Here is a 20,188-nt window from a genome sequence, read left to right as displayed (position 1 = left end):
CAGCCTCTTCCTGAAACAAACGTATAAAAAAATAAATACACTAAGTGCAAATTAAAAAAATATATTTTATTGACAAATAGATCATTAAACACACTTTTAAACCAACAAAAAGAAAACATATTTAAAAAAAATATACACTAAGCAAAAATTTGACTAAACTTAAATTTATGTGACAAAACAAAAAAAGCCAGCTGAAGGGCCGGCTTTTTGTTCATATGATAAGAAACTACTGTTATTCGATCTTCACTACCGTTCCGGTCCTTACAGACTCGTCACTGGCAAAAGCAACATTCAGACTATTGAGCGCATCCTGTGTAGGTCCGCTAAGATCCAGGTCCTCTAATATTGCCCTCAGGAAATGACGCTGCTCTCTGCTACAAAGCTCCTGATGATCAGGCTCATCACTCAAATCAACCCACTCGTCCGGTTTTGAAAACCGCCCTTGTTCATCCAGCGCTGCATAATGAACTTTAATGGACTCAGTCTTGGTATGTGCATCGATCAGGTCAGACTTCCCTGCCCCTCCAGCTTCCTTTGCAAGGATCGAAACCGAACCTTTCGGCCCAATCACATCTTTCACAAAAAATGCAGTTTCACTAATCATCGGTCCCCAGCCAGATTCATACCAACCTACAGAACCATCTTCAAAACGAATCTGCAATTGCCCGTAATTATAATTACCCTCCGGAATATCCTCCGTTAAACGCGCACCAATCGCAGTCACCTGCACCGGTTTCGATCCTGTCATCTGACACATCACATCAATGTAATGCACCCCACAATCCACAATCGGACTCAGGCTCTTCATCAGGTTCTGATGTACCAGCCATTTAGCACCCTGACTTTGCTGGTTCAGGTTCATACGCATCACCAAAGGCTTTCCCATGCCCTGCGACAATTCTATAAACCGTTTCCAGGAAGGATGGTAACGCAAAATATAGCCTACCAATAACTTCCTATCGTATTTCTTCGCAGCATCTGCAACCCGCTGTGCGGCCTCCATACTATCTGCCAACGGCTTTTCTATAAAAACATGACAACCCTGCTCCATGGCCCTTATCGCAAAAGCTTCATGCGTATCCGGATAAGTAGAAATACAGACCGCATCGGGCTTTGTACTTACCAGGGCTGCTTCATAATCATTAAACAAAGCATAACCACCACCTAATTTTTCATTCAACAGGATGTTACTCGTTCCTCTCGACACCAATCCACAAATCTCAAATCCATCCAGCTCGTGATAAGCCGCAGCATGAGATGCTCCCATATTACCACAACCTACAACAAGTACCTTAATTTTTTTTTCTGACGACATAACTCAAATTTATTATTTTAATTGAGAAAATTAAGACCTGCCAGGCGCCAACTCAAATCAATCTGTTGAATTTTGATAAAGCCTGAGAATAATACCTTAAATTTGAGAACAGATCAATTATTAAATGGCATTCATCGACTATTATAAAATTCTGGGTATCGACAAGAAGGCTTCTCAGGACGATATAAAAAAAGCCTACAGAAAATTGGCAAGGAAATATCATCCGGACCTCAACCCCAACGACAAGGAATCAAACAAGAAGTTTCAGGAAATCAATGAAGCGAACGAAGCGCTTAGTGATCCCGATAAAAGAAAAAAATATGACGAATACGGCGCAAACTGGAAAAATTCAGAACAGTTTGAGCAAGCGCAAAGGTCACAATCCAGAGGACGCAGTCAAAATCCATTTTCCGGAGGAGGATATGCTGCTTCCGACTTCGGTGCCGGGGGAGACTTTTCAGATTTCTTTGAATCGATGTTCGGTGGCGGAAACAGAAGCTCAGGCAGAAACAGCGTAAAATATAAAGGCCAGGATTACCAGGCTTCCTTACAGCTTAAACTCCGGGATGCCTATAAAACCCATAAACAGACCTTAACCGTTAACGGGAAAAATATCCGCATTACGATACCTGCCGGTATTGCAGACGAACAGGTCATTAAATTAAACGGGCATGGTGGCCCGGGCGTAAACGGAGGCCCTGCCGGCAACCTTTACATCACCATCAATATTGAAGAAGATCCTATGTTTAAAAGACTAAATAACGACCTTTATATCCAGCAGGAGATCGACCTGTACATCGCCGTACTGGGAGGTGAAGTGACCATAGAAACCCTGGATGGAAAGGTAAAACTCAAAGTTCCTGCCGGAACACAGAATGGCACAAAGGTGAGGCTAAAGAACAAAGGATTTCCTGTTTATAAAAAGGAAGGAGAATTTGGAAACATGTTCATCACTTATACCATTCGTATCCCTGCAGAACTGAACGACAAACAAAAAGAATTGTTTAAAGAACTACAAAACCTGAGTTAATACCAGCAGCTATGGAAACAGAATTCATCACCATCACTGAATATTGCATCAATTACGACATAGACCCTTCTTTTATTGTTGCTTTGGAAGAGTCAGGCCTGATCATATTCACCATCATCGGAGAAGAAAAGTTTATCCATCAGGAACAATTCAGCGAACTGGATAAATATATCCATTTACATTACGATCTGCAGATCAATATTGAAGGAATAGATGCCATCAGGCATTTGCTGCAGAAAGTCAGCCAGATGCAGGAGGAGATCAGGGAACTGAACAAAAAACTCCGCCTGCACGAATAAAATCCGGCTTGCATTTTACAAAAAATCACTAAATTCACAGATGGCTTCATCTTATTCTCTTACTGAAGATCTTTCTACCCTCCGGCAATACTACCCTTACGAGCTTGAGGAGCCTTATACACCTACTTATAATATTGGCATTTACATGCCTGGGATGGTCATCACTGCCGATCAACCCAAACTGATCAGAAAAATGCATTTCTCTATGGTTCCCTTCTTCTTTAAAGAACGTAAATCAGCGATGTGCAATGCAAGAAGTTCCCAGATCCTGGTCAACCCCCTATTCAAACAACTGGTAACCGCTAATAAACGCTGCCTGATCTTAGCCGATGGCTTCTATATCTGGCAGAGATTCGGCGCAGAAAAATACCCCTTCCGCTTTCATTTAAAAGACCGTCAGGTCTTTGCAATGGCAGGACTCTGGTCTGCCTGGATTGATCCTGAAACGAAAGAAAGATATGAGTCTTTCTGTATCGTCACCACGCCTGCCAACCCATTGGTAAGAGAAATCAGGAAATCCATGCCGGTTATTTTAACTCCGGAGACGGAAAAACTATGGCTTAGTAAGGAAACAAGTGAAGAAGAATTACTGGCAAGCTGCAGCGCATACCCGGAAGAACAGATGATCAGATTCCTGGTTTCCAGAGACATTGCCGACAGAAGCATCAACGATGCAAGCCTCATCAAGCCGCTGAACTACGTTCCTGCTTAATCCTCAGCTCTTTTTAAAATGGCCGATCAGGGCAGAGAGTTCCGACTCGGCGATAAGCCGGGGATCTGTAAATTGCTTTTTTAATAAATTCCGGGGAACCTTTACCAGACCGGTGGTCGTCTGTAAAATCACTTCTTTTTCTAACAGCGTATGCGAAAAATAATCTCCTACATTAGGGTTCAGTTCAGACAACCTGATCAACAGCTCATAAAATACAAAAACGGGAATACTCACAGCACCAAAGGTAAAGCAAGCCGCTTTTAATGTTAAATTATCATTACATTAACAAATGTTAATGATTTAACATAGCTTTAACTGCTTTCAAATCTTAATATTAAATAAGATTATCCACATTTGATTAATTTAACATTATAGTAATATTTAAACTCATTATTTTGCGCCAAACATCAAAATATGAGAATAAAACACCTACTTATCTACAGTTGCCTGACTATCTTCACTATAGCAGGTTGTTCAAAAAAAGACGACACTCCCGTTACTTACAAAATTTCAGAAGATTTCGAAAATGGCCGTAAAGCGAGCTATGCCGCTAAAACCGATACCCTCATCACCGGCATATGGAACTTTGAAGATGCACTGGTAGGCAACCAGGCAGGCGATTTAAAAAACGGACTGAGAAGTGCCAGGTTAAGAACCGGCAAGATCACCATGAACTTCGATGTAAGCGGACTAAAAACAATATACATCAGTCATGGTAAATTTGGCAAGGATGCAAATGCAACCTGGCAATTATTAATATCTACGGATGGAGGTACTACCTTCAACCCACTAGGTGCAGAAATTCAGGAAAGCAACACCACCTTAGTCACAGACTCCTTTCAGATTGATGTAAAAGGAAAAGTACGCTTCCAGATCCAGAAAACAAGCCCTACGACAAGAGTAAACATCGACGACATCACCTTTAAAGGAACAGGCGAATCTGGAATCGTTTTAGGCAAACCTAAACCAGAAACCAACCCTGGAGACGGCGGCGAAAACCCTAATCCGGGCCCGGCTTCCAGAGACCTTGTAGTCGGACCGGATGCACAACCGCTGACGGGAGATGACAGCAATGCCTTTCTTGGAAATCCTTCAGATGCAAGCACACTTACGCCGGAAAATTATCTTCTGGATATGCGTTATTACATGCAGTCCTATAGCAGCAGCAGAGGCATACCAAACTGGGTGAGCTGGCATATAGATGCAAAGAGCCTCGTTAAAGGAACCGAAAGACTGGATAATTTCGCCTCCTATACAGGTTTACCTGCTGCATTCTATAAAGTATTAAACAGTAGCTATACCGGCTCAGGTTTTGACAGAGGTCACAACTGCCCTTCCGGCGACAGAGTAACTTCTAAAGAAGCCAATGGCGCCACATTCTTCATGAACAACATGATCCCTCAGGCACCAAATAACAATCAAAAAACATGGGAAGGCCTGGAAAGTTACCTTCGCGCTCAGGTTACTTCAGGAAATGAGGTGTACATCATTATGGGTAGCTATGGAACCGGCGGCGTAGGAAGCTCGGGTACCATGACCACAACCATTGACAATGGAAAAGTTACCGTTCCGGGTTATGTATGGAAAGTCGCTTTGATTATTCCTGAAGGAAATGGTGATATGCAACGCGTAAGTAACGCAACAAGGGTAATTGCGATCAATACACCTAACATCAACACCGTAGATTTCGACTGGAAAAAATACATTGTAACGGTAAGTGACATTGAGAAAGCAACAGGACATAAACTTCTTTCCAACCTACCTCAGGGAATACAGGACGCTTTAAAAATTAAAAAGGATACCGGTAATTAAGCCAAAATCCAAACTCATAAAAAAACGGTTGTTCAGCATTTTGGGCAACCGTTTTTTTATGAGTTTAATTAATAGCTTCAATATTGAGCCGATCCAGTACCTTTGCGTTCACATGAAACCCTACCTCCAACTTTTCGACTTTTCCCGGAAAATCAACTATAAAATTGAGATCCTGGCTGGCCTGACTGTAGCCATGACCATGATGCCAGAATCCTTATCTTTTGCCATCCTTGCAGGATTTCCTCCTCTGACAGGATTATATGCTGCATTTATCATGGGACTCGTCACTGCCATTTTTGGCGGAAGACCTGGATTGATCTCCGGAGGTGCGGGCGCTACGGTAATCGTCCTGATTGCTTTAATGAAATCACATGGACTCGATTATGTGTTTGCAGCGGTTGCCCTGGCAGGTATCTTTCAGATCAGTATCGGCCTGTTTAAACTTGGCAAATTTGTACGCCTTGTTCCTCAACCTGTGATGTTTGGCTTTGTGAACGGCCTTGCTATTATCATCTTTATGGCACAACTGGAGCAGTTTAAGGTGAACGTAAACGGAGAAATGCAGTGGATGAGCGGCAACGCACTATACCTGATGCTTGGACTGGTTGCCTTAACGATTGCGATTGTAGTGGTATTACCAAAGATCACAAAGGCGGTCCCCGCTTCTCTTGTGGCCATTATTGTCGTATTTCTATTGGTGTTAGGATTTAATATCGATACCAAAACAGTTAAAGACATTGCTTCCGTTAGCGGAGGATTTCCTCCTTTCCATATTCCGGAGCTGCCTTTTAACCTGCAAACCCTTCAAATCATCTTCCCTTATGCCCTCATTATGGCTGCTGTAGGGCTAACCGAAGGCCTGCTGACCCTGAATCTCGTCGACGAAATCACCGACAGCAAAGGAAACAGCAACAGGGAATGTATAGCCCAGGGCGCCGCCAACATGCTCAACGGTTTTTTCTTTGGTATGGGTGGCTGCCCGATGATCGCTCAAACACTGGTCAATCTTTCTGCAGGCGCAAGGGCCCGTTTATCAGGAATCATCGCCGCCTTAACGATTCTGATCATCATTCTCTTTGCTGCGCCCATCATTGAAAAAGTACCTATGGCTGCTTTAACAGGTGTCATGATCATGGTAGCCATTGGAACGTTCGAATGGATGAGTTTCAAAATCATCAACAAAATGCCCCGGCAGGATATATTTGTCGGCATTCTTGTGGCAGGAATCACGGTTTGGCTTCATAATCTTGCCCTGGCGGTCCTGATCGGTGTCATTGTTTCTGCGCTGGTCTTTGCCTGGGAAAGTGCCAAAAGAATCAGGGCTAAAAAGTACCTGGATGAAAATGGAGTCAGACATTACGAAATCTATGGACCGCTATTTTTCGGTTCCGTAGCAAATTTTAACGAAAAATTCGACCCGACCAATGATCCACAAGAAGTGATTATTGATTTTAAAGACAGCAGAATTGCCGATATGTCGGGGATTGATGCATTAAATAAACTCACAGAGCGATACCACAAAGCAGGAAAAAAACTTCATTTGATACACCTGAGCGAAGATTGCCGCAGGCTTTTAAAAGATGCAGAGGGGGTTATTATAGTCAATATTCTTGAAGATCCAACGTACAGGATTGCCACAGAAAAGCGCTAACATATCCGCTGAAAACACTGACCAGAGCCGATCTTCCTGCGCTTCTGCTCCAATAAAAGAACAAAATTTCAAATAAAACAATCACATGACTTTGAATTCTCTATATTAATCGTATTATTGCAATGTATTAATCAAAGCAATATGGGACTTACCAGATCAGAGATCTTTACCGACGAACAAAATCAGTTGTCACAACTGCTGAAAGCCATGGCACACCCTGCAAGGATTGCCATTTTGCAACGGATCCTGATTTCCAACACCTGCATCTGCGGAGACCTGGTAGAAGAACTTGGCCTCGCACAGGCCACCATTTCCCAACATTTAAAAGAACTGAAAACAGCAGGATTAATCCAGGGAACCATCGAAGGCGTGAGCGTATGCTATTGCATCAACCCGGTAACCTGGAAAATGATGGAAAAGCAATTGGGCGCTTTCCTATCGTCTTACAAAGGCGAAGTCAAATGCTGCTAAAAAAATTGTCTACATCAATCGTAAAATTGCAATATTATGAATACAACCAATTTAATGAACTGGCAAAGCTTTAAATCAAAGCTCCAGGAACATCCGGAACTGACACTGCAATTCCAATATGCAGCAGACAAATGGGTAGATGCGTCTTATCACATCACAGAAATTAAACAGGCCCCTATCGTATCAGTAGATTGTGGCGGAGTCATGAACTCCTGGACAGAAATCATTGTCCAGCTCTGGGAGCCTTCAGAAAAAGACAGCGAAAGGGCCATGCAGGTAAACAAAGCCTTATCCATCGTCCAGCTCGTTGAGAAAACTTTACCCTTAAACCCGCTGGGTATTGTAAAGATTGAGTTTGGAAATTCTCAGTTTGACACCAGACAAATGTATCCCGGCGCATTAAACATCGCGGGAGAAAACCTGATTATCGACCTCATCCCTGATGCCACGCAATGCAAAGCCATCAGTCGCGGAGGCAGTTGTGGCACAACCGATAGCGGAGAAGAATGCTGCGCTCCTGCCGCGAAAAAAGAAGAAACTAAACCTAAAATCCAATTGATCAACCTTGCTTCCGACGGACCGGTATGTGGCCCGGATTCCGGATGTTGCTAATTTATAAAAACCAGGAAACCATTATGAAAAAAGTATTAGTATTGTGCACTGGCAACAGTTGCCGCAGTCAGATTGCAGAAGGTTATTTAAGACATTTTGCAGGCAATAAAGCCCTTATTTACAGCGCAGGCATAGAAACTCATGGCGTAAACCCAAGGGCTATAGAAACGATGAAAGCAGATGGAATAGACATTTCTGCGCATACGTCCAATAACATCGACGAATATGTAAACATCGACTTCGATTTTGTGATCACCGTATGCGATAACGCTAAAGAAAACTGTCCTTATTTCCCTACCCAGGCCGTTAAATTCCATTACAACTTTCCTGATCCGGCAAAAGCAACAGGTACGGAAGAAGCAATCAAAGCGCAATTTGCAGCAGTCCGCGAACTGATCAAAAGCTACGCTCAGAACTTTGTAAACGAAAACCTCCATTAATCTGATGTCGGCAAATCACTGCTCCCCAATCAGCGAAAGAAAGAAGCTGAGCTTCTTAGACCGCTACCTTACCTTATGGATCTTTCTGGCCATGGCCATTGGCGTTAGTGTCGGGTATTTTATCCCCTCTTCTTCAGGTCTGATCAATTCCTTTTCCAGTGGAACAACCAATATTCCACTAGCCATAGGATTGATCCTGATGATGTATCCGCCACTCGCAAAAGTGAAATATGAAAATATGGGGGAAGTGTTTAAAGACACCAAAGTATTGAGCACCTCTCTGGTATTAAACTGGATTGTAGGCCCCGTACTGATGTTTATTCTGGCCATTACCTTTCTCCGGGATTATCCGGAATACATGGTTGGACTGATCCTGATCGGCCTGGCCAGGTGTATTGCCATGGTGGTAGTCTGGAACGAACTGGCGGAAGGAAACCGGGAATATGCTGCCGGGCTCATTGCCTTAAACAGCATTTTCCAGGTTTTATTATACAGTGTATATGCTTATGTGTTCATTACCGTCCTGCCTCCTTTATTTGGATTGAAAGGACTGGCAGTAAACATCAGCATTGGCCAGATTGCGGAAAGCGTGGCCATTTACCTGGGCATTCCTTTTGCCATGGGCATCATCAGCAGATACGGCCTCATCCGCTTAAAAGGAGAGAAATGGTTTCAGGAGCAGTTCGTTCCCTTTATCTCGCCCATCACCCTGATCGCATTATTGTTTACGATTGTTATCATGTTTAGCCTGAAAGGAGAACTGATCGTTCAGATCCCGATGGACGTCGTTCGCATTGCGATTCCATTGACCATTTATTTTGCCCTGATGTTTGTATGCAGCTTCTTTGCAGGAAGGTATTTCGGTGCAGACTATTCTAAAAGTACCTCCATTGCTTTCACCGCTACCGGCAACAACTTCGAACTGGCCATTGCAGTTGCCATTGGCGTCTTTGGCATCAATTCCGGACAGGCGTTTGCAGGCGTAATCGGTCCTTTAGTTGAAGTCCCGGCCTTGATTGCCCTGGTCAACCTTGCTTTCTGGTTCAGGAAAAAGTATTACTTACCTGCGCCTTAATACATCCCTGTTTCTATATCCTTCATGAAAAAATAACAGAAAATATAGCCATACTTTAAAAAATTATATAAGTTTGTGAGGTGAGATACTTAGCTTTTCTATTTACGTTCTGCGTGCTGGCCCTTTCGGTATGGCCATGCTGTGACGATGAAGCTAACCTCAGCTCACATGAAACCCAATACAATGAGGTAAAAGAAGTTCCTTGCGATGCTGAAGAGCATCCGCATACCTGTTCTCCCTTTTTTCATTGCAGCAGCTGTCAGGCTTTCGCGCTCACCAGTCCTGCTTACCTCGCACAAACTGCCGCTCCCTTTAAAAAAGAAATCAATTATCCTGAATTGCCCATTTCTCCTGTGATCTTATTCGCCGGCGACATCTGGCAACCGCCTCAGTTGGTGTAAATCATTTCTCTTTCCCGATTTATTTATTTACCCATCTATTCATGGCCAGGATTTCCTGCCATTTAACAGGCTATAAAACAGACGCAACGTATGTTTGATAAGATTATTTATTTCTCTATAAAGAATAAACTAGCAATAGGTTTAATGACCCTCTCCCTCATCATCTGGGGCATTTATTCCTTAACAAAACTCCCTATTGATGCAGTTCCAGACATCACGAACAACCAGGTTCAGATCATTACCCAGGCCCCAAGTCTGGGCGCTCAGGAGGTGGAACAATTCATTACCGCTCCGATAGAGCTGGCCATGGCCAATATTCCGGAAGTGATCGAGAAACGATCCATCTCCAGATCAGGAATTTCGGTGATCACCATCGTTTTTGAGGATGAAACCGACATTTACTGGGCCAGGCAACAGGTAGGCGCCCAATTAAAAGAAGCAGAAGCCAATATCCCGAAAGGCCTGGCTTCCCCCACCCTTGCCCCCATTACCACCGGACTGGGAGAGATTTACCAATATGTACTTCATACCAAAAAAGGATATGAGAAAAAGTATTCGGCCACAGACCTCAGGACTTTACAAGACTGGGTAGTCCGGACACAACTGGCCGGGACCAAAGGCGTAGCCGAGGTGAGCGGATGGGGCGGATATGTCAAACAATACGAAATCGCCCTCGACAACGACAAGCTCAATTCTCTCAATATTACCATTGCCGACATCTATAAAGCACTGGAAAACAACAATGAAAACACCGGAGGTTCTTATATCGAGCAGCAAAGTAATTCCTATACCATCCGCGGTGTAGGTCAGGTGAAAAATCTGGCTGATATTGAAAGGATTGTCGTTAAAAATATGGGTGGAGTACCCATCCTGATCCGTGATGTCGCAACCGTTCAGTTTGGAACAGCGACCAGATACGGTGCCGTTACCCGCGATGGTGAAGGCGAAGTTGTGGCGGGAATCACGCTCATGTTAAAGGGAGAAAACTTCAATGAAGTGATCAAACACGTGAAACAAAGGATCGTTCAGATTCAAAAATCACTTCCGGAAGGTGTGGTTATCGAGCCTTTCATCGACCGGACAGAGCTGGTGGGCAGATCGATCAGTACAGTTCAGAAAAACCTGATTGAAGGAGCCCTGATCGTAATTTTTGTACTTTTACTCTTACTCGGCAACTGGAGAGCAGGTTTGGTCGTTGCTTCTGTAATCCCCCTGTCCATGCTATTCGCCTTTGCAATGATGCGGCTCTTTGGTGTTTCCGGAAACCTGATGAGCCTTGGTGCCATCGATTTCGGACTCATTGTAGATGGTGCGGTTATCATTGTGGAAGCCATTATATTCCGGCTTAGCGCAAGAAATACAGGCAATGATGCCATGCCTTTAACCCAGCCACAAATGGACGAAGAAGTCTATACCGCTTCTTCTAAAATCAGAAACAGTGCCGCCTTTGGCGAAATCATCATCCTGATCGTTTACCTTCCGCTGTTATCTTTGGTAGGTATAGAAGGAAAAATGTTTAAACCCATGGCCCAAACCGTTGTGTTTGCCATTGTAGGTGCCTTCATCCTGTCTATGACTTATGTTCCAATGATGACGGCCTTATTCCTCAGCAAAAACACGACTCATAAACCCAATATTTCAGATAAAATCATGGATGCCCTGCGCAGGGTCTATCAGCCGGCCCTGATTCTGGTACTAAAATTCAAGAAACTAACCGTAGCCCTTGCGGTACTGCTCTTTGTTTTCACCCTTTTTGTCTTTAACCGGATGGGCGGAGAATTCCTGCCCCAACTGGAAGAAGGCGATCTTGCCGTAGAAATCGCCATGTCACAGGGAACATCCCTGACACAGGTGGTGGAAACTTTCGGCAAGGCCGAAAAGATCTTAAAAGAACAATTCCCTGAGGTGAAACAAGTCGTCACGAGAATTGGAAGTGCTGAAATCCCTACAGATCCGATGCCGGTAGAACGTGGCGACATGATGGTGGCCATGAAACCTAAAGAAGAATGGACAAGCGCCAGCTCAAAAGCAGAAATGTCGGAGAAGATGGAAAAAGCATTATCGATACTTCCAGGCGTCAATATCGAGATCACGCAGCCGATGCAAATGCGTTTCAATGAACTGATGACGGGTGTCCGCCAGGATGTAGCCATAAAAATTTATGGGGAAGACCTGGATATCCTGACCCAGCAAGCCAATAAAATCTCCCGTTTAATTGCCCCGGTGCAGGGCGTAAATGAGCCTTTTGTAGAACAGGTAACCGGTTTACCGCAAATTGTGGTAGAATACGACCGCGACAAAATCGCGCAATACGGATTAACCATTTCCGAGGTCAATACCCTCCTGAGAACCGCATTTGCAGGGAATACCGCAGGGGTCATCTTCGAAGGAGAAAAGCGGTTTGAGATGGTGGTCCGTCTGGAAAGAGAACTCAGAGAAAACATATCCAGCATTGAAAACCTGTACCTGCCTCTCCCTTCGGGAAATAAAGTGCCCCTCAATCAGGTGGCCAGCATTGCGCTAAAAAATGCACCTGCCCAGATCTCCAGAGAAGATGGAAAACGAAGGATTTATGTAGGTTTCAACGTCAAAGGACGCGATGTAGAACGTACGGTATCGGAGATTCAGCAAATCCTGGACAAGCAATTAAAACTGCCTTCAGGTTATTACATCACGTATGGCGGACAGTTTGAAAACCTGACAAAAGCCAAAGACAGACTGTCTATTGCGGTCCCTATCGCCTTGCTATTGATCATGGGCCTCCTATATGCGACCTTCAAATCATTCGGCCAGACGATCCTCATCTTTACCGCCGTTCCACTTTCAGCAATTGGAGGGGTTTTCGCCTTATTGCTTAGAGACATGCCTTTCAGCATCTCTGCCGGGGTGGGTTTCATCGCACTTTTCGGTGTTGCCGTCCTCAATGGTATTGTGCTCATCGGATATTTCAATCAACTAAAAGAAGAAGGAATGACAGACATTTATCAACGGGTAATCGAAGGGACTAAAGTCAGACTTCGCCCGGTAATCATGACTGCCGCCGTGGCCTCTCTCGGTTTCCTGCCAATGGCTTTGTCTGGCAGCGCAGGTGCAGAAGTACAAAAACCATTGGCCACAGTAGTGATCGGGGGGCTCCTTTCCGCCACACTATTGACCTTATTTGTCCTGCCTTGTTTGTACCTTTTGTTTGGGGACAAAAAGCTTAAAAAGATCAAAACAGGTACATCAGCTAAAGTCCTGGTCCTTACGCTGATCTTTAGTTTTACACTGGCAGGAAACAGCAATCCTGCTCGGGCGCAAAGCAACCCGGCTCAGGCGCAAAACAACCCGGCTCAGGCACAAAGCAATGCCAGCCCGCTTACCTTAGACAGCATTCTTTCCATGGCGGTCCACAACAACCTGAAACTAAAATCCGCAGGCTTGGGAACCGCACACGCCAAAGCGCTTCAAAAATCAGGCTTTGATCCCGGAAAGACAGAATTTTCCCTTTCTCAGGACCCCACCAGTGGTGGAGGTAACGACAATGCCATCAATGTTACCCAGACTTTTGCATGGCCGGGTTTATACAAAAACCAGCAAAAGGTACTAAACCTGCAAACTTCCCTGTCCGAGCAGTCGGCCAGATATACCCGTGCAGAAATCATCAGGGATACCAAAATTGCCTATTACCATTACCTGTACTTTCAGGAGAGCCTGAAACTGCTTAATTTTCAGGATAGCGTTTACGGGAACTTCATTAAGAAAGCAGAAGTCCGCTTTAAATCAGGAGAAACTTCCAATCTGGAGCTCATCACCGCCAGAAGCAAATATCAGGAAGTCCAGGCGCTAAAGAACGCTGCAAAAGCAGGCTTAAGGGTCCAGGAATTGCAGCTTCAACAACTACTGAATACCAAAACCCCGATCTTACTTGCAGAAAAAAGCCTTCCTATCCTATCGCCTCAGGTAGCTGAAACTTTAGGCAACAGCAGCAATCCGCTGATGGACTTTCATCAGCAACAGATTGAAGTTGCAAAAGCAAAAATAGGTCTTCAAAAAGCGAAGGCCTTACCTGATTTCACCCTTGGTTATAGTCAGCAGCTCGTGATCAGGTCTTTTGACCCCGCAAAGCTGAACCGTGATTATACGCCGGGAACGAGGATTGCTGGTCTTCAGTTCGGTGTTGCCGTTCCCTTATTCAATGGCGCAGGCCGGGCAAAAGTAAAAAGTGAAAAGATTGCTGCACAGATTGCAGAAACAGACTACCAGAATGCACAGCATCAATTTGAAATCCAGTATGAACAGGCATTTCAGGAATACCTGAAAAACAAACAAACGGTGGATTATTACACCTCTGAAGGATTAAAACAGGCCGGAGAACAGTTGCGCATTGCACAAGTCTCTTTTGACCTTGGCGAAATCGGCTATATGGAATACGTCCAGAACATTTCACTGGCAGTTCAAAGTAAGATCACTTACCTGGAAAGCCTGAATCAATTAAACCAAACCACCATTCAATTAGCATTTATCAAAGGAGAATAACCAGATGAACTTATATAAAAAACAATTCCAGCTTGCCTTTATGATCGCCATTTCCATAAGCATCAGCCTGGGTTCATGTACCGGAAGCAAGGAAAAATCAACAGAAAAAACTACGGCCACCAAAGAAGAAGGGCATGGCGAAGAGGAAGGACACGGAGCAGAAGGCCATAGCGACGAGATCGAATTAACGGAACAACAAATGAAGGCCGTGGACATCCAGATCGGCAAAATTGAAGAGAAAAACCTAACGGCAGTGGTAAAAGCCAGCGGACAACTTGCCGTACCACCACAAAATGAAGCCAAGGTGAACCTCCTTTCCGGTGGGATTATCCGCAGGATCAGTGTTCTGGAAGGCCAGAAAGTAAAAAAAGGACAAATCCTTGCGGTCATAGAAAACCAGGATATGATCCGTTTACAGCAGGATTACCTTTCTTCAAAGAATGGGTTCAGTTTTGTAGATGCAGAATATAAACGTCAGCAGCAGCTAAAAGCGGCAGGCGCAGGGACGGGAAAATCCTTCCAGCTTGCCGAAGCAAATTACCATGCAGAATCGTCTAAAATCAAAGCACTGGAGCGTCAGCTACAACAACTGGGCATCTCTCCTTCCCGTGTTTCTTCTGGTAAAATCACTTCAGAAATCCCTGTCATTGCCCCTATTGCAGGCACTATAGGTACGATTGCAGTCACCACTGGCTCCTTCATCCAACCGGGAACTTCATTAATGGACATCGTAGACAATTCCAAGATTCATGCAGACCTGCTCGTTTACGAGAAAGACCTTTTCAAGGTTCAGATCGGACAAAAAGTAAGCTTCAGACTCACCAATCAGGAAAACCAACAGATTGAAGGGGTCTTAAACGGAATCAACAAATCTTTTGAAGACGATACCAAGGGGGTAATTGTCCATGCCGTCATCACGAAACCATTGAGCAACCTGATTCCAGGAATGTATGTAACCGGACTGATTAGCGTAGGAACAGCGCTTTCTCCGGCTGTGCCCATTGATGCCGTAGTCAAAGCAGAAGGCAAGGAATATATCTTCATTGTAGAAGAGGAAGAAAAAGGAGGAACAAAAGAAGCTGGCCATGGCACACATTTCAAAAAAGTAGAAGTGGTTACCGGAGTTTCAGAACTGGGTTATATCAACATCACTCCGCTGGAAAAATTGCCTGCAAACACGCGTTTGGTTACCAAAGGAGCATTTTACCTGCAATCAAAATCTTCAGGCCCATCAGAACACAGCCATTAACGGATCAGATGAACCCGACATCAACGGGTTCCATTTGACAATTAATCATAAGCAAATGAAACAACAGATTGGATATATGGCACTGGTTGTTGCCGATTATGATGAAGCCATTGCGTTCTATACGCAAAAGCTTCATTTCACACTATTGGAAGATACTGTTCAAAGTCCAACAAAGCGCTGGGTAAGGATTGCCCCTCCCGGATCTCCGCAATCCGGCCTTTTACTGGCAAAAGCAGCGAATGAGGAACAGAAAAGCCGGATTGGAAACCAAACGGGCGGACGCGTATTCCTCTTCCTCTACACAGATGATTTCTGGAGAGATTATCAGGACATGACCAATAACGGGATCAATTTCATAAGACCACCGAAGGAAGAAGATTACGGAACGATGGCCGTTTTTGAAGATCTTTATGGTAACTTATGGGACCTCATACAATCGAAATGACAAACGACATAGAACACAGGCTCAAAAACAAGGACATCAATCCTACAGCCATGCGCTTACTGGTATTGGATTTTTTAACCAAACAGGTGGCAGCCATCAGCTTAAATGACCTGGAAAAAGGAATGGGGCCTTCAGACCGGATCACGCTGTATCGAACCTTAAAGACTTTTGAGGAAAAAGGACTCGTACACAGCATTGAAGATGGAACCGGGGCAACGAAATATGCTTTATGTGAAGACAATTGTGATGGAGATCAGCACCATGACCTCCACGTCCATTTCTACTGCAACACCTGTAAAGAGACTTTTTGTCTGCCAAACACCAAAATCCCCGAAATCTCCCTGCCTAAAAGATTCCAGACGGAAGAAATGAACCTGATCATCAAAGGAATTTGTGATCAGTGCCATCCCGGCTAACATTGCAATAGCATTGCATCGTCATAGCAAGTACATTTGTACTATAAAACCTATGACGATGCAAGAATCTAAGAAACTCAAAGACTGCTGCTCAACAAAAGAAAACAGCAATACTGCTACTGCTACCGTGCCTCACAACCATAACGGTCAGGCGCATCAACATAAAAACCATAACCATGCCGGGCATGATCATAAAGATCATGAACACGATGAACATTCCGACGATGACGGGCACAATCATGGCTCCGGAGAACCCGAAGGATGGCAAAGCCACTGGCCATTGTTAACCTCACTGGCGATCGTTCTTGTGATGTTAACCCTCGAGTATGGCTTCAACACCACGTTCAACAATTACATTCAGCTTGCCATTTTCATTCCCGCCTATTTGCTTGCCGGATATAACGTTCTGGAACTTGCTTTCAGAAAAGCCCTGAGGCTGGATTTCTTCAATGAATTTTTCCTGATGAGCGTAGCCACCCTTGGTGCTTTTGCCATCGGCTCCTATAGCGAAGGTGTTGCGGTAATGGTGTTCTATTCTATCGGGGAGTGGTTCCAGGATGCTGCTGTAAACAGGGCAAAAAGAAGCATTAAAGCCTTACTGGACATCAGACCGGAAAGCGTAGATGTAATCCGTGATGGAAAAGTAAGCACCATTGCTCCTGCCGAAGTGCAGATCGGAGAAATCATTCAGGTGAAACCAGGAGAAAAAGTAGCCTTGGATGGAGTTTTATATTCCGACAAAGCGACTTTTAATACCGCGGCCCTGACCGGAGAGTCCAAACCGGATTCAAAAACCAAAGGCGAACAGGTCCTTGCCGGAATGATCAATCTCAACCAACTGGCACAGGTAGAGGTGAAATCGCTGTTCAAAGACAGTAAACTGAGTAAAATTCTCGAAATGGTGCAGGATGCAACCGCCAGAAAATCACAAACCCAGCTGTTCATCTCCCGTTTCGCAAAAGTATATACGCCAATAGTATTCCTTCTTGCAGTACTGGTCGTGGCCCTTCCCTATTTTATTGTCGCCAATTACAGCTTTCAGGAGTGGTTCTACCGTGGATTGGTCTTTCTTGTGATCAGTTGTCCCTGTGCTTTGGTCGTATCCATCCCACTGGGTTATTTCGGCGGAATCGGACTGGCATCCAGAAATGGAATCCTGTTTAAAGGATCAAATTTCCTCGATGTCATGACTAAAATTGATACCGTCGTGATGGATAAAACCGGAACACTGACCAAAGGCGTATTTCAGGTACAACAAGTAGTAACCGCAGGAATTGAAGAAAAAGAATTCATCCAGCTCCTCGCTGCAATAGAAAGCAAGTCTACCCACCCCATCGCCACAGCGATCGCTCAGTACGCCGAAACGGAACCAAACCACGATAGTATTGGCGAAGTGGAAGAAATCGCGGGACATGGCTTAAAAGGGCTTATCAGTGGCAAGGAAGTCTTAGCAGGGAATGCGAAACTGTTAAAAAAACACAACATTCCATATCCTGAAGAAGTGGATGCCATTGTAGACTCTGTCGTCGTGGTGGCCATCAATCAGCAGTTTGCCGGATATGTGACCATTGCCGATGAGATCAAGGAAGATGCAAAACAGGCCATCGCAGACCTGCATGCATTAAACATTAAAACCGTGATGCTCAGTGGTGATAAGCAAAGTGTAGTTGCCAAAGTAGCCGCTTTTCTGGGCATTGACTTCGCCTTTGGCGACCTCCTTCCGGAGCACAAAGTAGAGAAAGTAGAAAACCTTAAAAAAGAAGGAAGATCTATTGCCTTTGTCGGAGACGGGGTAAATGATGCGCCTGTAGTGGCATTGGCCGATGCAGGAATTGCCATGGGTGGCCTTGGAAGCGATGCAACGATAGAAACTGCCGACATTGTGATCCAGAATGACCAGCCTTCAAAAATCGTTTCTGCCATAAAAATCGGAAAAGTAACCAGAAGTGTGGTTTGGCAAAATATCATCCTCGCCATGAGCGTAAAAGTGATCGTGCTGATCCTTGGTGCAGGAGGCGTGGCGACCCTTTGGGAAGCGGTAATTGCCGATGTGGGCGTAGCTTTAGTCGCCATTCTCAATGCGGTGCGCATCCAGAGGATGAAGCTATAATTGCCAACTAGGTTTATTAATCTGCTCATTTGAGCGACAAGAAAGTCGGATATTATCGCGGTATTGCATTTACAACTGATAATATCCGATTTCTGATGAAACATCAATCCATTTTCTCCCTGCTGATCCTTTCGCTCAGCGCTCTGCTCTTTTCTTTTATCAACGACAACGGAGCCTGGACTTCCAGATTCCTCAACGTCAATAAAAATGGCAGCATTACCTATCACCCTGATGAAAAAGGCAATACCATTCCGGATTTTAGTGCGGTAGGCTATCACCATGGGTTAAAGGAGATTCCGGAATTAGCCGTCGTTAAGACCTTAAATCCGGTAAACGGAGATGCAGGAAACATGATTCAGAAGGCCATAGATGAGCTTTCTGCCCTTCCTGCTGATGCAAATGGACATAGAGGAGCAATTTTATTGACAAAAGGTACTTACGCCATTGCCGGAACCCTGAACATTGAAGCCGGCGGCATCGTTTTAAGAGGCGCAGGAACCGGCACCGAAGGAACCAGGCTCATTGCTTCCGGAAAAGGGCTCCGCTCCCTGCTTAAAATCAGGGGCAAAGGAAAAATTACAGAAATTCCGGGCACCAGGGTTCAGATTACCGACAAATACGTACCAACAGGCGCTAAATCTTTCAAAATCAGCAATACCAAGGGCTTAAAATCCGGCGATAAGATCATTCTTTTCAGGCCGGGAACGGACAACTGGATTCATGACCTTAAAATGGACCAGATTGAAGCCAGAGAAGGGACAAAACAATGGACAGGAGCAGATTACAACCTCAGCTATGAACGGGAAATCGTCAAAATCCAAGGCAATACCGTTTTCATAGACAATCCGGTAGTCATGGCCATGGATCAGCAATATGGCAGTGGGAACATCTTTAAATACGAATACAAAGGCAGAATCCAGGAAGTAGGGATAGAAAACATGCTTTTTGAATCCGAATATGCCAGTGATACAGACGAAGACCATGGCTGGATTGCGGTAGACTTTGACCATATTGAAAACGGATGGGTGACGGGAGTAACTTCCCGTTTTTTTGGTTATGCCTGTGTCAGTCTGGATGGAGGAGCCAAAAATATCACCGTAAAAGACTCGAAGTGTCTGGATGCAAAATCTGTGATTACAGGCGGAAAAAGGTATTCTTTCAATAATAACGGACAGCAAAACCTGTTCATGGACCTGGAAACGACAGAAGGCAGACACGATTATGTGACCGGGGCAAAGACCTGCGGACCAAATGTGTTTTACAACTGTAAATCAAGAAATACCCATGCCGATATCGGCCCTCATCACCGCTGGGCCAGCGGAACACTATACGACAACATCGATACTGATGGAGAAATCAACGTTCAGGATCGCGGAAACTGGGGAAGCGGGCATGGCTGGGCTGGTGTGACACAGGTAATCTGGAACTGCAAGGTGAAATCTGCAGCCATTCAAAACCCCTGGGTATCAGGAAAAAACTATGCGATCGGATTGCAAGGTAAAAAGCTCGCAGGGCGATTAAAAGATAAACCTGATGGAGAATGGGAAGGTCAGGGTCAAAAAGGCCTGCAACCAGTCTCCCTGTTCCAGGCACAGCTAAGAGCGAGGGAATTGAAGAAATAAAATGTAATTT

General features: G+C 44.6%; 18 protein-coding genes. 16 read left to right on the top strand and 2 right to left on the bottom strand.

The features are described from left to right. Positions 1 to 232: 232 nt before the first annotated feature. Positions 233 to 1,315 carry a Gfo/Idh/MocA family protein gene (locus BLQ87_RS07780; RefSeq protein WP_074605540.1) on the bottom strand — a complete coding sequence of 361 codons (1,083 nt, stop codon included), beginning with the start codon at positions 1,313 to 1,315 and terminating at the stop codon, positions 233 to 235. A gap of 124 nt (positions 1,316 to 1,439) precedes the next feature. Between BLQ87_RS07780 and BLQ87_RS07775 the strand changes: the two genes are divergently transcribed. The 3 genes from BLQ87_RS07775 to BLQ87_RS07765 are packed head-to-tail and all read left to right on the top strand — an operon-like array spanning position 1,440 to position 3,356. Beyond that, complete coding sequence (locus BLQ87_RS07775) at positions 1,440 to 2,345, top strand: DnaJ C-terminal domain-containing protein (protein ID WP_074605539.1); 906 nt, start codon at positions 1,440 to 1,442, stop codon at positions 2,343 to 2,345. A gap of 11 nt (positions 2,346 to 2,356) precedes the next feature. After that, positions 2,357 to 2,644, top strand: coding sequence for a chaperone modulator CbpM (locus BLQ87_RS07770; RefSeq protein ID WP_074605538.1), 288 nt, complete (start codon positions 2,357 to 2,359; stop codon positions 2,642 to 2,644). 40 nt (positions 2,645 to 2,684) lie between these two features. Beyond that, the gene (locus tag BLQ87_RS07765; protein WP_074605537.1) at positions 2,685 to 3,356 is read left to right on the top strand and encodes an SOS response-associated peptidase; all 672 of its coding nucleotides are present in this window, start codon (positions 2,685 to 2,687) and stop codon (positions 3,354 to 3,356) included. Between the two features lie 3 nt (positions 3,357 to 3,359). Here the strand turns inward: BLQ87_RS07765 and BLQ87_RS07760 are convergent, their stop codons facing one another. Continuing rightward, positions 3,360 to 3,590, bottom strand: coding sequence for a hypothetical protein (locus tag BLQ87_RS07760; protein WP_074605536.1), 231 nt, complete (start codon positions 3,588 to 3,590; stop codon positions 3,360 to 3,362). A gap of 180 nt (positions 3,591 to 3,770) precedes the next feature. On the opposite strand from BLQ87_RS07760, the gene BLQ87_RS07755 reads away from it, so the two are divergent. The 13 genes from BLQ87_RS07755 (at position 3,771) to BLQ87_RS07695 (ending at position 20,178) form a co-directional block, all read left to right on the top strand. Continuing rightward, positions 3,771 to 5,168 carry a DNA/RNA non-specific endonuclease gene (locus tag BLQ87_RS07755; RefSeq protein ID WP_074605535.1) on the top strand — a complete coding sequence of 466 codons (1,398 nt, stop codon included), beginning with the start codon at positions 3,771 to 3,773 and terminating at the stop codon, positions 5,166 to 5,168. 112 nt (positions 5,169 to 5,280) lie between these two features. Then, positions 5,281 to 6,819 (top strand): SulP family inorganic anion transporter, encoded by a 1,539-nt coding sequence (locus BLQ87_RS07750; RefSeq protein WP_074605534.1) that lies wholly within the window; start codon positions 5,281 to 5,283, stop codon positions 6,817 to 6,819. 141 nt (positions 6,820 to 6,960) lie between these two features. Further along, positions 6,961 to 7,290: an ArsR/SmtB family transcription factor gene (locus BLQ87_RS07745; protein WP_074605533.1), complete on the top strand. Its 330-nt coding sequence runs from the start codon at positions 6,961 to 6,963 to the stop codon at positions 7,288 to 7,290. A 36-nt stretch (positions 7,291 to 7,326) separates the two neighbouring features. Next, positions 7,327 to 7,902 carry a DUF6428 family protein gene (locus BLQ87_RS07740; RefSeq protein WP_074605532.1) on the top strand — a complete coding sequence of 192 codons (576 nt, stop codon included), beginning with the start codon at positions 7,327 to 7,329 and terminating at the stop codon, positions 7,900 to 7,902. A 23-nt stretch (positions 7,903 to 7,925) separates the two neighbouring features. Then, a complete protein-coding gene (locus tag BLQ87_RS07735; protein ID WP_074605682.1) occupies positions 7,926 to 8,342 on the top strand; it encodes an arsenate reductase ArsC in 417 nt (138 codons plus the stop codon). A 4-nt stretch (positions 8,343 to 8,346) separates the two neighbouring features. Beyond that, positions 8,347 to 9,417, top strand: coding sequence for an ACR3 family arsenite efflux transporter (gene arsB / locus BLQ87_RS07730; RefSeq protein WP_074605531.1), 1,071 nt, complete (start codon positions 8,347 to 8,349; stop codon positions 9,415 to 9,417). 80 nt (positions 9,418 to 9,497) lie between these two features. After that, the gene (locus BLQ87_RS07725; RefSeq protein ID WP_143010369.1) at positions 9,498 to 9,818 is read left to right on the top strand and encodes a DUF6660 family protein; all 321 of its coding nucleotides are present in this window, start codon (positions 9,498 to 9,500) and stop codon (positions 9,816 to 9,818) included. A 90-nt stretch (positions 9,819 to 9,908) separates the two neighbouring features. Further along, positions 9,909 to 14,336 (top strand): CusA/CzcA family heavy metal efflux RND transporter, encoded by a 4,428-nt coding sequence (locus tag BLQ87_RS07720; RefSeq protein ID WP_074605529.1) that lies wholly within the window; start codon positions 9,909 to 9,911, stop codon positions 14,334 to 14,336. Positions 14,337 to 14,340: 4 nt separating this feature from the next. Then, on the top strand, positions 14,341 to 15,585 hold the full coding sequence (locus tag BLQ87_RS07715; RefSeq protein ID WP_074605528.1) for an efflux RND transporter periplasmic adaptor subunit: 1,245 nt from the start codon (positions 14,341 to 14,343) through the stop codon (positions 15,583 to 15,585). A 55-nt stretch (positions 15,586 to 15,640) separates the two neighbouring features. Further along, the gene (locus BLQ87_RS07710) at positions 15,641 to 16,030 is read left to right on the top strand and encodes a VOC family protein (protein WP_074605527.1); all 390 of its coding nucleotides are present in this window, start codon (positions 15,641 to 15,643) and stop codon (positions 16,028 to 16,030) included. Next, a complete protein-coding gene (locus BLQ87_RS07705; protein WP_074605526.1) occupies positions 16,027 to 16,446 on the top strand; it encodes a Fur family transcriptional regulator in 420 nt (139 codons plus the stop codon). Before BLQ87_RS07710 ends, BLQ87_RS07705 begins: the two co-directional genes overlap by 4 nt. 58 nt (positions 16,447 to 16,504) lie before the next feature. Further along, complete coding sequence (locus tag BLQ87_RS07700) at positions 16,505 to 18,556, top strand: heavy metal translocating P-type ATPase (RefSeq protein ID WP_083361749.1); 2,052 nt, start codon at positions 16,505 to 16,507, stop codon at positions 18,554 to 18,556. A gap of 95 nt (positions 18,557 to 18,651) precedes the next feature. After that, positions 18,652 to 20,178, top strand: a complete 1,527-nt coding sequence (locus tag BLQ87_RS07695) for a hypothetical protein (protein WP_143010368.1) — start codon at positions 18,652 to 18,654, stop codon at positions 20,176 to 20,178. Positions 20,179 to 20,188 lie beyond the last annotated feature (10 nt).

Origin of the sequence: Pedobacter steynii (assembly GCF_900103665.1) — a bacterium.
Classification (GTDB): Bacteria; Bacteroidota; Bacteroidia; order Sphingobacteriales; family Sphingobacteriaceae; genus Pedobacter; species Pedobacter steynii.
This window is presented reverse-complemented; position numbering and strand designations above follow the sequence as displayed.

Coding starts and splice junctions, on each gene's coding strand:
- BLQ87_RS07745 (WP_074605533.1), top strand. CDS start 6,961: ATGGGACTTACCAGATCAGAGATCTTTACCGACGAACAAAATCAGTTG.
- BLQ87_RS07750 (WP_074605534.1), top strand. CDS start 5,281: ATGAAACCCTACCTCCAACTTTTCGACTTTTCCCGGAAAATCAACTAT.
- BLQ87_RS07695 (WP_143010368.1), top strand. CDS start 18,652: ATGAAACATCAATCCATTTTCTCCCTGCTGATCCTTTCGCTCAGCGCT.
- BLQ87_RS07770 (WP_074605538.1), top strand. CDS start 2,357: ATGGAAACAGAATTCATCACCATCACTGAATATTGCATCAATTACGAC.
- BLQ87_RS07735 (WP_074605682.1), top strand. CDS start 7,926: ATGAAAAAAGTATTAGTATTGTGCACTGGCAACAGTTGCCGCAGTCAG.
- BLQ87_RS07715 (WP_074605528.1), top strand. CDS start 14,341: ATGAACTTATATAAAAAACAATTCCAGCTTGCCTTTATGATCGCCATT.
- BLQ87_RS07720 (WP_074605529.1), top strand. CDS start 9,909: ATGTTTGATAAGATTATTTATTTCTCTATAAAGAATAAACTAGCAATA.
- BLQ87_RS07755 (WP_074605535.1), top strand. CDS start 3,771: ATGAGAATAAAACACCTACTTATCTACAGTTGCCTGACTATCTTCACT.
- BLQ87_RS07710 (WP_074605527.1), top strand. CDS start 15,641: ATGAAACAACAGATTGGATATATGGCACTGGTTGTTGCCGATTATGAT.
- BLQ87_RS07700 (WP_083361749.1), top strand. CDS start 16,505: ATGCAAGAATCTAAGAAACTCAAAGACTGCTGCTCAACAAAAGAAAAC.
- BLQ87_RS07775 (WP_074605539.1), top strand. CDS start 1,440: ATGGCATTCATCGACTATTATAAAATTCTGGGTATCGACAAGAAGGCT.
- BLQ87_RS07765 (WP_074605537.1), top strand. CDS start 2,685: ATGGCTTCATCTTATTCTCTTACTGAAGATCTTTCTACCCTCCGGCAA.
- arsB (WP_074605531.1), top strand. CDS start 8,347: ATGTCGGCAAATCACTGCTCCCCAATCAGCGAAAGAAAGAAGCTGAGC.
- BLQ87_RS07780 (WP_074605540.1), bottom strand. CDS start 1,315: ATGTCGTCAGAAAAAAAAATTAAGGTACTTGTTGTAGGTTGTGGTAAT.
- BLQ87_RS07740 (WP_074605532.1), top strand. CDS start 7,327: ATGAATACAACCAATTTAATGAACTGGCAAAGCTTTAAATCAAAGCTC.
- BLQ87_RS07705 (WP_074605526.1), top strand. CDS start 16,027: ATGACAAACGACATAGAACACAGGCTCAAAAACAAGGACATCAATCCT.